Below are 12,924 nucleotides of genomic sequence, written 5' to 3'. Positions count from 1 at the left end.
GGTGATTCTGTGACCGTGGCGGGATGTCGAGCACCAGAGCGCGCATGGCTGCGTTGTGCGCTGCGCGGAGGTTGATGCCTGCGTCGCGAAGACGTGTCATGAGGGTTCTCTGGCTGAGAGGCTGCCCCGGGCGTGCGCCGGGAACCCCTCGGTAGGAGGTGCTCTGGTGGGGGAGCCCCGCTTGTCCCATCAGACGCGGAGTTCGATGCCGTTGTGGGCAACTGTCAGAGCGTGTTCGAGGTCGGTGATGAGGTCGTCGACGTGCTCGATGCCAACGGAGAGCCGCAGCAAGTCGGCGGGCACTGGCGAGCCGGGGCCCTCGACGCTGGCACGGTGCTCGATGAGGCTTTCCACGCCGCCGAGAGAGGTGGCGCGCTTCCAGAGGGTGGTGGTGGCAGCGGTGGCAATCGCTGCCGCCTCGCCTCCTGCGGTTCTGATCGACAGCATCCCGCCGTAGCCGTCGTGCATCTGCCGCGATGCGATCTCGTGGCCGTGGGCCGAGGCGAGCCCGGGGTAGAGCACCTCGGCAACCAACGGGTGACCGTAGAAGTACTCGGCGATAAGTTGTGCAGAGGTGCTTGCCGCACGGACGCGCAGGTAGAGAGTGCGTAGCCCGCGCAGGAGCAACCAGGATTCGAACGAACCGAGCGTCCCGCCGTTCTGGGCCCGCACGGCGCGTACCCGCTGCCAGTGTTCGTTCTCTGCTCGTGTCGTCACGGTTCCGGCGGTGAGGTCTGAGTGACCATTGAGGTACTTGGTCGCCGAGTGCATGACGAGGTCCGCGCCGAGTTCCAGGGGCCTCGTAAGCACCGGGGTCGCGGCCGTCGAATCGACCGCGAGCAGGGCGCCGACACCGTGCGCGAGTTCCGCGGTTGCCGCAATGTCGGTGATGGTCCATAGGGGGTTGGCCGGGGTCTCGACCCAGACAAGCTTTGTCTGACCGGGGCGCAGCGCCGCAGCTACCGAAGACGGATCGGTCATGTCGATCAGCTCGACCTCGAGTCCCCACGAGGTGGCGAACCCGAGCAGCCAGTTACGCAGGCTCCAGTACATGACGTGCGGTGCGAGCACGTGGTCGCCCGGCCGCAGGCCTTGGAACACTGCGGTCGCCGCCGCCATGCCGCTCGCGAACAGAAGCGTCTCGTGTCCGCCCTCGAGGGCGGTGATAACGGCCTCGGCCTGATCGAATGCCGGGTTCTGGTCGCGAATGTACACGCGGCCCGAGCTGTACTGGTTGTCCGCGTCGCGCAGGAAGGTGCTCGACATGTGGATGGGTGGGTTGATTGCCCGGGTGGTCTGGTCTATCCAGCCGAGAGCCTGTGCGGCGATGCTCTCCGGTCGCGTCTCGTCATTGGCCATGCTCCAATGCTAAACACCCACAAACGGCCTCGCCGCGTGTGCGAGTCAGCAGTTGCTCGCGCTGGTGTCCGGTAAGTGGGTGACTCTGGTGCTCTCCGCATTGAGTAGCGGACCTGACTGCGACGACGATCCGCGACCGATGCGCTACTCCGAGTTGGCGCGGGTCCTAGCCGGTGTCAGCCCGAAGATGCTGTCGCAGACGTTGAAATCGCTAGAACGCGACGGTCTGATCGACCGGACTGCGACAGCGACCGTCCCAGTAACAGTGACCTACGAACTCACCGACCTCGGGCTCTCTCCTCACCAGACGGTCAGGCAGCTCAAGCTCTGGTCTGAGGCTCGCCGCGACGACGAATCAATGATCGCCAGCGTTTGCTCGGATCTATGACGATCCCGAGTTCGGCCACCTGTTTGCCGTCCTTCACCAGCGCCTGACCAGCACTTCGACGAGATCAATGGCCGCGCGACGACCATCAAGCACTACTGGGTCGAGAACAGCCGTGAGATGCTCGGGCTGATCAAAGAAATCGACGCGCAGAGAGATCTCGACTGGACGTCCACTCACTTCGGGCGCGGCCACGTCACCCCCCGCTAAGTAGCAACATATCTTCTCGAATGCGCCCGTGCCATCGGACGCGGCCATCGCAGCGCCCAATCGTCGTCTCCGCCCGGTGGGGAAAGTCATACTGGCATTTTGACTGTGTGTGTAAGCTGCGGAGATGAACCAGATCCGCGTGGGTCTCGTGGCCGATCCCGCTTCGCCCACGGCCATGGCGCGCGCGATGACCGATCTCCGGCCGCTGGACGGCGATGACCGCGACGGCTGGGATATCGAGGTCCTGAGTGAGCCTTTCACCTTGGGATACGAGGATGTCGAAACCGCGCTGGCGCGACTGAGAGCCCGTGCCATACAGCACGAATGGGACCTCGTCATCGGGGTGACGGAACTTCCCCTGCGCGCCGACGACGGCCGGTATCTTCTGGCCGCCATCGACCCGCAGCGAGCCACTGCAGTCTTGTCGCTACCCGCGCTCGGAGGGCTGCGCGTGCGCACGCGTGCACGCCACGCCGTGCTCGGGCTCATGAGCGGTATGACCGAAGACTCGTCGCACGATGAGGAGCGCGTGCCCCTCCCCGGCATTAGCGGCCGCGGGCGGGTGCTCGCTGGCATGGTGCTCGCCAACCGACCGTGGCTCCTCGCCTCGGGGCTCAAGTCCGCACTCGTCGCAGCCTTGGCAACCGGAGCTGTGGCCACGGTCGACTCCACGGTTTGGCTTTTGGCCGGGTCCTTGTCGGGCTGGCGCCTCGGCGTCGCGACTATTGCCTCGATCTCGATAGTCGTGGGGTGGATCGTGGTCGACGGAGAACTATGGGACCGCCCCGCCGACGGTTCGACCGAGGCGCGGGATAGATCACGTCTCTACAACACCTCGACACTCGTGACGCTGACGATCGGGGTGCTCATCTGCTATTTGGCGCTCTACGTCGTCAACCTCGCGTGGGCGCTTTTTATCCTCGACCCTGCCGTGATGGGAGATTCGCTCGGCTCGTCGCTCGATTACGGCGATCTGTTCGTGCTCGTATGGTTTGTCGCCTCCGCGGCGACAATCGGGGGTGCGCTCGGCACGGGATTGGAATCGGACGAAGCGATTCGTGCCGCCGCGTACTCGAAACGCGAGGAAGAGCGCCGCGCCCGACTTGCTGACGAGCGTCCTTAGAAGGGGCAATCCCGATAAAAAGTCGTCTTTGACCTCCGGCCCCGTTGACCGCGGCATGGTGACGCGCGTATGGTCGACAAATGGGGCCACGAGAAGGCGATTCCCCGGTGAATGCGCTTCTCATGGGAATCCCTGGAGTCGGCGAAGTTCATCCGGGGCTTCATGTCTGCGCCCTGTTCTCGGGAACCCTCGAGAGAGACCTGCTGCTGGTGTCATTCATGCAGGAGGGATTGCGTCACGGCGACCAATGCGTCTTCCTCATCGACGGACTCGGGTCTGGGACCATGCGGCAGCGCGTGACGGGAACAACAGCGTCCGACAGCGCCCGTCGGAACATCGATTTCTTCTCAGCGCCTGACACGTACATTCGAACTCGCGAACCCGCCCCCGCACAGTCGACGCCGTTTCCCGTCGACGACGGATCGTCGGTGGTCGGCGCTTTCCCGCTACTTCGCGCCGCCGGACAGATGTCCCGAGGACCGATCGAGTCTGGTGCCAAGAACGTTTTCCTGCACGAAACCGCCGTCATACGAATACTCTCCGAGCTCCCCGCCGTCTTCCTCTGCATGTACGACATCGAGCTTCTCGACGCGGGCACCCTCGCGGGCGTGCTGAAGATTCACTCCATGGTGATGGTCGACGGCACGGTGCTCCAGAACCCTCTCAGCCTGGCCCCGGTGTACGACCCGGGCATGGAAGCCGACGACGACCCTGCTCATCCGTCGGCCCCGTCGCGCACACGCACCGTGGACGGCGGCGACCGGTGGCGGTCTCTGACCAACGCGGAGGACCGGGTAGCGCGACTCGTGGGCAACGGAATGACGAACCGGGCGACGGCGCTGCAGCTGACAGTGTCGACCCACACCGTGGACACGCATATGAAACACATCTACCAGAAACTCGGCATTCACACGAGGGCGGAACTCGCCGTGTTCGCGTTCCGTCACTTCCCGTCGTCCGCCTGACAGCCGCTGCGCGTTTCCTGCCGCGGCCGAATCGTCGCGTCCCACCGAAATCCCCTGTTTAGGGGATGTCGCGGGCTCTGCGCAGCGGAAGCATGGCGAAGGCAGGCATCGAGCGAAGGAGCACAGCATGGGCAGGTCAGTGGGTATCGATCTGGGGACGACAAATTCGGTCATCGCCGCGATGGAGGGCGGCCAGCCCCAAGTCGTCGCCAATATCGAAGGGAACAGGACCACTCCATCAGTGGTTGCCTTCCTTGAAACCGGTGAACGCCTCGTTGGCCAGATGGCCCGACGTCAGGCGATCCTCAACCCTAAGGGCACGATCTACTCGGCCAAACGGTTCGTCGGACGAAATTACGACGAAGTACAGAGCGAAATCCACACCGTGTCCTACGACGTCGTTTCCGGGCCGGACGGAGCGGTCCGGTTCTCGGTCCACGGCAAGCTGTACGCGCCTGAAGAGATCTCGGCGCAGATTCTGCGCAAGCTGGCAGACGATGCGAGCAAGGCGCTCGGCGAGCGGGTCACAGAGGCCGTGATCACGGTGCCGGCGCACTTCAACGACGCCCAGCGGCAGGCCACCAAGGACGCGGGCAAGATCGCGGGCCTCGAGGTCCTCCGCATCATCAATGAACCCACTGCCGCCGCTCTGGCGTATGGGATGGAGAAACTGGAGAACGAAACCATCCTCGTCTTCGACCTCGGTGGGGGAACCTTCGATGTCAGCCTCCTCACGGTCGGTGAAGGCGTCGTCGAGGTCCGCTCGACGGCCGGTGACACTCATCTCGGAGGGGACGACTTCGACCGCCGCGTCGTCGACTACCTCGCGGACGAATTCAAGAAGGAAATCGGCATCGACCTACGCCAGGACCCGCAAGCGTTGCAACGCCTCTTCGAGGCGGCAGAGAAGGCCAAAGTCGAACTGTCGTCCGTCGCCCAGACCGCGGTGAACCTCCCATTCGTGACGGCCGACGCATCAGGACCGAAGCACCTCAACGTCAACCTCATGCGGTCGACATTCGACCAACTGACCGCGGACCTCGTCGAACGCTGTATGGGCCCGGTGAAGCAGGCTTTGGATGACGCGAGAGCAACCTCCGACGACATCGACGAGGTCATCCTCGTCGGCGGTTCCACGCGTATACCCGCGGTGCAGAATCTGGTCCGTCGGATGACCGGAGGCAAGGACCCCAACATGACCGTCAATCCGGACGAAGTCGTCGCGCTCGGCGCAGCCGTCCAGGCGGCGATCATCAAGGGGGACGTCAAGGACGTGCTCTTGCTCGACGTCACACCGCTTTCGCTCGGGCTGGAAACCCAGGGCGGGGTGATGACCACGGTCATCGAACGCAACACGACCATCCCCGCGCGTCGCACCGAAGTCTTCAGCACGGCCGGCGACGATCAGCAGGCGGTGGACGTTGTAGTCCTCCAGGGAGAGCGCGAACTCGCAAGCGACAACCGCTCTCTCGCCCGCTTCCGACTCGAGGACATCAGACCTGCGCCCCGGGGCGAACCCCAGATCGAGGTCACTTTCGACATCGACGCCAACGGCATCCTGCACGTTTCCGCGAAGGACAAGGACACGGGCACCGAGCAACAAGTCACCATCAGTGAGACGTCGACGCTCGCACCGGACGAGGTCGAGCGCATGGTCTCCGATGCCGAGGCGCACCGAAGCGAAGACGCCCAGCTCCGGGAACTCGTCGATGCCCGAAACGAACTCGACTCCGTCGCCTACCAGGTGCGACGGGCACTCACCGAGGCCGGGGATGCAGTCCAAGAGCACGACCGCGCCCGCGCCGAGATTCTGATCAACGACGCACGGAGTGCCATCGAAGAGCAGGAGCCGGTCGACCGTCTACGGTCTCTCACGGGCGAACTGCACCAGATGGCGCAAGCCCTGAGCGCGACTGCGCGGAGCCAGAACAGTGCCCGCTCCGCCGACCCCTCGGCAGACACCGGCGAACCCCGTCCTAGCGACGACTCCGACGATGTGATCGACGCCGAGTTCACGGCACACTGATCGACGACGTCATGTCCGGACAAGAAGATACCGAATCCCAGACGGCCGACGACGGAACTGATGACGGCGCCGCCGAGGCAGCGAGCCAGATCGCCGAACTCGATGACGCGTGGCGCCGCACCGCCGCGGAACTGGACAACCTCCGCAAACGATTCTCAAAGGACGTAGCTAGCGCTCGCCGGCAGGAACGTGCCTCCGTGGCATCCCGTTGGCTGCCCGTCCTCGACAACCTCGAGCGAGCACTCGAACACGCTACCTCGCACCCCGAACAGGTCGTCGACGGGCTCCGCGCCGTGCACGAGCAGGCCCTCACGGTCCTCGCCGGACTGGGATACCCGCGGCGGGAGGACGAAATCGGCGAAGCATTCGACCCCGCCCGCCACGAAGCGGTCAGCACACTCGTCGACGAGGAACTCGCCCCCGGCACCGTGGCTCACGTACTCCGAGCTGGCTATGGGCAAGACAGCGAAATCCTGCGCCCCGCGTCGGTCGTAGTAGCGACCAGGAGCGAGTAATGCCGCTCGACGCCTATGAAGTCCTCGGGGTCTCCCGCGATGCCGACCAGTCGGAGATCCAACGCGCCTATCGCAGGCTCGCCCGAAAGCTGCACCCCGACGTCAACAAGGACCCGGGCGCGGAAGACAGGTTCAAGGATCTTTCCGCGGCGTACGACGTGCTCTCCGACCCCGAGCAACGTAAACGATACGACGCGTTCGGCGAGAATTTCCGACGGGTCGGTGCCGACGTGGATCCAGACGCCTACCGCCGGGAGCGCGCCTATGCGGGAGCCGGCGCTGCTGGCAGGAGGTCCGGCGGGTGGGGCGGAGACGGCGCTGGCGGGTTCAACTACTCTGGCGCCGGCGACGACATCGATCTCGACGACCTGCTCGGCGGCATTTTCGGCGCTCGTGGACGCGGCAGAAGCGGATGGGGGCCAGTCTCCGGTTCCGACCACGAAACAGAGGTGAACCTGACGGTCGAGGAGGCTTTCGCCGGGACCCGGCGAACACTGTCGCTCCGCGACTCGGATGGGCCGCGCACCATCGATGTCGTTATCCCCGCCGGCGTCGTGGACGGGCAGCGAATCAGGCTGCGCGCTCAGGGCGGACAGGGAACAGGTGGTGGCCCCGCGGGGGACCTGTACCTCGTCGTCCATATCGAGCCGCATCCCCGCTACCGGCTGGAGGGCCGCGACCTGCACGTGGTTCTGCCCATCAGTCCGTGGGAAGCAGCACTCGGTTCGTCGGTCCCCGTCGAGACTCCCGGCGGCCGCGCCACTGTGAAGGTACCTGCAGGCACATCGAGCCACCGGCGGCTGCGGCTGAAAGGGCGAGGGCTGCCGAACAAAGGCGGAATGCCGGGAAACCTCTTCGCCGAAACCCAGATCAAGGTGCCTCCATCGCCGTCCGCGGAGGAGCGCGAGCTGTTCGAGGAGCTCCGCAAGGTTTCCACATTCGACCCGAGGAGCTCGTCGTGACCGAGACCGGTGGGACGAACTCGCCACTGGCACGGCCCTATCGCCTGAGTCTTGACAGCTACGCCCGGATAACCGGTGTGCACCCCGACCTGGTCCGGCGGCTAGTCGCGCTCGGCTTGCTCGAAATCAGCCGGGACGCGGAGGGGAGACTCTGGTTCGACCCGTCCCAGGTGCGCGAGATGGCGACGATCCAACGGCTCCACCTACGGCTGAACCTCTCTTACGCGTCGCTTGGTCTGGTGATGGATCTGCTCGAGCGGATTTCCGACCTCGAGAGATTGCAACGGCGAACGCGCTCAGATAGGGGAATCCCATGGACATGAACAGGCTCACGCAGAAGTCGCAGGAAGCATTACACGATGCGCAGACAACGGCGCTCCGGTTCGGCCATCAGGAGGTCGACGGCGAGCATCTGCTGTTGGCTCTGGTGGAGCAGAGCGATGGGCTATTGCTGCCGCTGCTCGGCCGATCGGGGGCGGATGTAGACCAACTCCGGGAAGACCTGGCTGACGAGCTCGAGAAACGCCCCCGCGTGACGGGTTCCGGCGCCGAGCCCGGGAAGGTGTACGTCACCCAGCGGTTGAACCGCCTCCTGGATGCTGCCGATAGGGAGGCCCGCAGGCTCAAGGACGAATACGTGTCCGTGGAACACCTCGTAATTGCGCTCCTCGACGAAGAATCCGGCTCGGCAGCCGGTCGGCTTCTGGCGCGGCACGGCGTGACTCGCGACTCATTCCTGCAGATGCTGGCCGGAGTGAGAGGAGCCCAGAGGATCACATCTGCCACTCCGGAAGGGACCTACGAAGCCCTCGCCAAGTACGGTCGCGACCTCGTCGCGGAGGCGGCCGCGGGGCGACTGGAGCCGGTGATCGGCCGGGACTCGGAAATCCGCCGCACAGTCCAGATCTTGTCCCGCAAGAGCAAGAACAACCCGGTGCTGATCGGTGAGCCCGGCGTTGGGAAGACAGCCATTGTCGAAGGCCTGGCGCAGCGGATCCATAACGGCGACGTACCCGAGGGCTTGAGGGACAAGATTCTTTTCGCCCTGGACATGGGTTCCCTCGTCGCCGGCGCGAAATACCGCGGCGAATTCGAGGAACGACTCAAGGCCGTACTCAACGAAGTACTGGCTGCGGAAGGGAAGATTCTGCTATTCGTCGACGAATTGCACACCGTAGTTGGAGCTGGCGCATCCGACGGGGCCATGGACGCGGGCCAGATGCTGAAGCCCATGCTGGCCCGCGGCGAACTGCACATGATCGGCGCCACGACGCTCGACGAGTACCGCACCCATATTGAGAAGGACGCGGCCCTCGAGCGTCGATTCCAGCCGGTTGTCGTCGACGAACCGAGCGTCGAAGACGCTCTGTCAATTCTCCGTGGATTGCGAGAACGATTCGAAGTCTTCCATGGCGTCAAGATCTACGACGCTGCTCTGGCGGCCGCTGTGACCCTGAGCCACCGCTATATCTCGGACCGGTTCCTGCCAGACAAAGCCATAGACCTGGTCGACGAAGCCTGTGCCATGCTGCGCACGGAAATCGACTCGATGCCAGCGGAGCTCGACGAGCTCACCCGGCGCGTCACTCGCCTGGAGATCGAGGAGGCCGCGCTTGCCGAAGAGACGGACCCTGCCAGCCGTCGTCGCCTCGAAGAACTACGGAAGGAACTCGCGGACCTGAAAGCGGAAGCCGACGCCATGCGTGCCCAGTGGGAAGCGGAACGCCAAGCGCTTCGCGAGGTCCAGGCGCTCCGGCAGGAGATCGAGCAGGTGCGGCTGGAGAGCGAACGGGCCGAGCGGGAATATGACCTGAGCAGGGCGGCCAGCCTGCGCCACGGGAAGTTGCCCGAACTCGAGCGTCGGCTCGTGGCCGGCGAGGAGCGGCTCCAGACCAAACAGGGAGGGAGGCGACTACTCCGTGAAATCGTCACAGCCGACGAGATCGCCTCCATCGTGGCCCGGTGGACCGGTATCCCCGTGAGCCGTCTCCAAGAGGGCGAGCGGGGGAAAATCCTACGCCTTGACGAGGTACTCCACGAACGAGTGATCGGTCAGGACGAAGCGGTGCAGTTGGTGACCGACGCGGTCGTCCGAGCGCGCTCCGGAATCAAGAACCCGACCCGTCCGATCGGCTCCTTCATCTTCTTGGGACCGACAGGAGTCGGCAAGACCGAACTCGCCAAGGCCCTCGCCCAAACCCTTTTCGACAGCGAGGAGAACATCGTCCGCATCGACATGAGCGAGTACCAGGAGCCGCACACTGTCAGCCGGCTGGTCGGGGCCCCTCCCGGGTACGTCGGATTCGAAGAGGGAGGGCAGCTGACCGAGGCAGTCAGGCGGAAGCACTATTCGGTCGTCCTGCTTGACGAAATCGAAAAGGCCCACGCTGATGTTTTCAACATCTTGCTCCAGGTGCTCGACGACGGGCGTCTCACCGACTCCCACGGTCGTACAGTCGACTTCCGTAACACGGTCATCATCATGACCTCCAACATCGGGTCCCAGCACCTGCTCGAGGGTATCGGCCCGAACGGCGAGACGACGTCCGATGCGCAGAACTTGGTGATGAGCTCGCTGCGGTCACACTTCCGACCCGAGTTCCTGAACCGGATCGACGAGATCGTTCTCTTCAAACCGTTGACGTTCGCCGAAATCGAACGCATCGTCGACCTGCAGCTCACCGAGCTGCGGGAGCGGCTGGCGGAGCAGAGGATTGCGCTCGACACCACACAACGAGCTCGGCGCTTCATCGCGGAACAGGGTTTCGACCCGGCGTACGGGGCCCGTCCACTGCGGCGGTACATCTCCCGCGAGGTCGAGACCCGGGTGGCGCGGGCGCTTCTGCGCGGCGATCTTCCCGATGACTCGACGATCGTCGTCGATCTCCATGCAGGAGAGCTCACCGTCGTACCGGCGGCGGACCACCACAGTGAGGCAGTAGCGTGACGACGACCGCGCATGACCGGGCCCGGATCGTTGAGTGTCCGAATTGCGGCTCGAAGAACCGAGTACTCGCCGCCGCCGAGGGAGCTCCCCGCTGCGGGGCTTGCAGCAATCCGCTCGTGTGGATCGTCGACGCGTCCGACGCGGACTTCGGAACTGTCGCGGACGGGGCGACCGTCCCGGTGCTCGTGGACGTCTGGGCACCGTGGTGCGGGCCCTGCCGTATGGTCAGCCCGGCGCTGGAGCAGCTGGCGACAGAACTCGCGGGCAACTTGAAGCTCGTCAAAGTCAACGCGGACGTGGCGCCGGAGGTGAGCAGCCGCTTCGGAGTGCAGGCGATCCCGACACTGATCCTCATGCACCACGGTCGGGTGATCGACACGCAGGTCGGCGCGGCACCGGCACGGGCGCTGCGGTCGTGGCTCGCGTCGCGCCTTCCCGCGGATAAGGGGAAGACTTCGCGAGCGGATCACCTCTCGGGCGAGGGCGGCCGGCCATGACCAGGCTCTCCGGACGGGTAAGCCGAGACGCGCATCTGCCGCTCGTGCGGAACGTACCTCCGCCCAAGGCGCCGGTCTGTGGGGAATGCCGCCGCCTGGGCACTCCTTGGGTGCACCTGAGGCAGTGCCTCACCTGTGGAGAGGTCGGCTGCTGTGACTCCTCTCCGATGCGACACGCCCGTACCCACGCGGCTGCGACCGGCCATGCGATCGTGCGTTCGATCGAGCCTGGAGAGAGCTGGAGGTGGTGTTATGCCGACGAGCAGTTCGTCTGAACTCGATCTCCCACACCTGCCCGAAACGCCAGACATCACCGGCGCCTATCCTCGGCTCACCGACGAACAGATCGCGCTGCTAACTCCGTACGGCGAACGGAAGCAGTTGGCGCGAGGTTCGGTCCTGTTCCGCGAGGGAGACCTCGACCGTGGACTTTTCGTCGTGCTCGACGGCAGCGTCCGAGTCGTCCACGAGGAAGATCCGCATGAAGCGTCGCGGGTGATCGCCGTCCACGGACGGGGACGCTTCGTGGGCGACCTGTCGATGTTGACGGGTCAGGCCGTCTACGTCACCGCCGTCGCTCAGACAGACGTCGAGGTCGTGGAAACGCCCTTTGACCGCCTCAGAGACGCGGTCGCCGACAGCCCGGCGCTGGGGGACCTCATTTTGCGCGCGTTCATCCTCCGGCGCAACATACACGTCGATGCCGGTGTCGGCCTGCGGATCATCGGTTCCCGATACTCAGCCGACGCCCGCCGGTTGAGAGATTTCGCGAGTCGGAATCGCGTCCCGTACCGCTGGGAAGATCTGGACGACGATCCCAACGCCGAGCGAACCCTGCGGTCGCTCGGCATACCGCCGGACCAGACACCCGTAATGATCTGGAAGGGCCGCACCGTCCTGCGCAACCCCGGAAACGCCGAGCTCGCCGAGGTCCTCGGGCTGCGGGAGAACGCGCCGCCTCGCTTCACGCACGACATTCTCATCGTGGGTGCTGGACCGGCCGGTCTTGCGGCCGCGGTGACGGCTGCTTCCGAGGGGCTCTCCACCATCGTCCTCGACGGGATCGCGACAGGAGGGCAGGCAGGGACATCGTCCCAGATCGAGAACTACCTCGGGTTCCCTGCAGGTATTTCAGGTGCCGAGCTCGCCGACCGGGGGGTGGTCCAGGCCCGCAAGTTCGGAGCCGCCTTCAAGGTACCCGGCGAGGCGGAATCGCTCGAGCGTGCCGACGGCCATTTCATCGTAGGACTGACCGGCGGGGACCGCGTAGAAGCCCATGCGGTCGTGCTCGCGACCGGTGTCCGCTACCGCCGCCTCGAGATTCCAGGCATGCGCCGGCTCGAGGGGTCCAGCGTCTTCTACGCTGCCACCGAGTTCGAGGCACGACTCTGCCGCGGAGACCCGGTCACTGTCGTGGGCGGCGGCAATTCTGCAGGCCAAGCCGCACTGTTCCTGGCGAGGAGCGCGACCATCGTCAACCTGGTGATCCGCCACGACGATCTGAACCGGGACATGTCCCGATACCTCGCGGGACGGATTGCCGACAATCCCCGGGTTCGCGTTTGGAGCACGTGCGAAGTATGCGAGTTACGAGGCGGCTCCCGTCTCGAAGAGGTCACCGTCCAGGACGGGAAGACCGACGAGCGCCGACACCTCAGCACAGCAGCTCTTTTCGTCTTGATCGGGTCCGAGCCGTACACCGCATGGCTCTCCGACGAGATCGCCCTCGACAGGCGTGGTTTCGTACTGACCGGTGCCGGAGACGCGACGACGTTCCAAACGTCGAGCACGGGAGTCTTCGCGGCCGGAGACGTGCGCAGCGGTTCGGTGAAACGTGTGGCGTCCGCCGTCGGCGAGGGCGCAGTCGCCGCGCGCTTCGTCTACGACTACCTCGTCAAGACAGGCCGACGGTGAGGACGGCCGACAAGCCGGCGC

Annotated in this window: 13 protein-coding genes; 11 read left to right on the top strand and 2 right to left on the bottom strand. The window is 65.0% G+C overall.

Annotated elements, in window-relative coordinates; translation table 11 throughout:
- Window positions 1-189: 189 nt before the first annotated feature.
- Window positions 190-1,359, bottom strand: coding sequence for a trans-sulfuration enzyme family protein (locus HD599_RS13675; protein ID WP_184238498.1), 1,170 nt, complete (start codon window positions 1,357-1,359; stop codon window positions 190-192).
- Window positions 1,360-1,423: 64 nt separating this feature from the next.
- On the opposite strand from HD599_RS13675, the gene HD599_RS13670 reads away from it, so the two are divergent.
- Window positions 1,424-1,747, top strand: coding sequence for a winged helix-turn-helix transcriptional regulator (locus tag HD599_RS13670; protein ID WP_343062163.1), 324 nt, complete (start codon window positions 1,424-1,426; stop codon window positions 1,745-1,747).
- 33 nt (window positions 1,748-1,780) lie between these two features.
- On the opposite strand, the gene HD599_RS13665 is transcribed toward HD599_RS13670, so the two are convergent.
- Entirely contained in the window at window positions 1,781-2,044 is a 264-nt protein-coding gene (locus tag HD599_RS13665) for a type 2 periplasmic-binding domain-containing protein (protein WP_184238494.1), read from the bottom strand.
- 34 nt (window positions 2,045-2,078) lie between these two features.
- On the opposite strand from HD599_RS13665, the gene HD599_RS13660 reads away from it, so the two are divergent.
- The 10 genes from HD599_RS13660 (at window position 2,079) to HD599_RS13615 (ending at window position 12,903) form a co-directional block, all read left to right on the top strand.
- Window positions 2,079-3,077: a hypothetical protein gene (locus HD599_RS13660; RefSeq protein WP_184238492.1), complete on the top strand. Its 999-nt coding sequence runs from the start codon at window positions 2,079-2,081 to the stop codon at window positions 3,075-3,077.
- A 107-nt stretch (window positions 3,078-3,184) separates the two neighbouring features.
- Window positions 3,185-4,042 (top strand): MEDS domain-containing protein, encoded by an 858-nt coding sequence (locus HD599_RS17820; protein ID WP_221420509.1) that lies wholly within the window; start codon window positions 3,185-3,187, stop codon window positions 4,040-4,042.
- A gap of 127 nt (window positions 4,043-4,169) precedes the next feature.
- Window positions 4,170-6,068 (top strand): molecular chaperone DnaK, encoded by a 1,899-nt coding sequence (gene dnaK / locus HD599_RS13650; protein ID WP_184238490.1) that lies wholly within the window; start codon window positions 4,170-4,172, stop codon window positions 6,066-6,068.
- Between the two features lie 11 nt (window positions 6,069-6,079).
- Complete coding sequence (locus HD599_RS13645; protein WP_184238481.1) at window positions 6,080-6,583, top strand: nucleotide exchange factor GrpE; 504 nt, start codon at window positions 6,080-6,082, stop codon at window positions 6,581-6,583.
- Window positions 6,583-7,545, top strand: coding sequence for a DnaJ C-terminal domain-containing protein (locus HD599_RS13640; RefSeq protein ID WP_184238479.1), 963 nt, complete (start codon window positions 6,583-6,585; stop codon window positions 7,543-7,545). The genes HD599_RS13645 and HD599_RS13640 overlap by 1 nt, the downstream gene beginning before the upstream one ends.
- Window positions 7,542-7,868 (top strand): chaperone modulator CbpM, encoded by a 327-nt coding sequence (locus HD599_RS13635; RefSeq protein ID WP_184238477.1) that lies wholly within the window; start codon window positions 7,542-7,544, stop codon window positions 7,866-7,868. Before HD599_RS13640 ends, HD599_RS13635 begins: the two co-directional genes overlap by 4 nt.
- Window positions 7,859-10,492, top strand: coding sequence for an ATP-dependent chaperone ClpB (clpB, locus tag HD599_RS13630; RefSeq protein WP_184238475.1), 2,634 nt, complete (start codon window positions 7,859-7,861; stop codon window positions 10,490-10,492). Before HD599_RS13635 ends, clpB begins: the two co-directional genes overlap by 10 nt.
- On the top strand, window positions 10,489-10,989 hold the full coding sequence (gene trxA, locus HD599_RS13625) for a thioredoxin (RefSeq protein WP_184238473.1): 501 nt from the start codon (window positions 10,489-10,491) through the stop codon (window positions 10,987-10,989). Before clpB ends, trxA begins: the two co-directional genes overlap by 4 nt.
- Window positions 10,986-11,264 carry a UBP-type zinc finger domain-containing protein gene (locus HD599_RS13620; protein WP_184238471.1) on the top strand — a complete coding sequence of 93 codons (279 nt, stop codon included), beginning with the start codon at window positions 10,986-10,988 and terminating at the stop codon, window positions 11,262-11,264. The genes trxA and HD599_RS13620 overlap by 4 nt, the downstream gene beginning before the upstream one ends.
- A complete protein-coding gene (locus tag HD599_RS13615; protein WP_184238469.1) occupies window positions 11,242-12,903 on the top strand; it encodes an FAD-dependent oxidoreductase in 1,662 nt (553 codons plus the stop codon). The genes HD599_RS13620 and HD599_RS13615 overlap by 23 nt, the downstream gene beginning before the upstream one ends.
- The last annotated feature ends 21 nt before the right edge of the window (window positions 12,904-12,924 follow it).

The sequence above is a fragment of the Conyzicola lurida genome (assembly GCF_014204935.1).
Taxonomy (GTDB): Bacteria; Actinomycetota; Actinomycetes; order Actinomycetales; family Microbacteriaceae; genus Conyzicola; species Conyzicola lurida.
The sequence above is the reverse complement of the archived record's forward strand: the minus strand, read 5'-3'. Positions and strand labels throughout refer to the sequence as shown.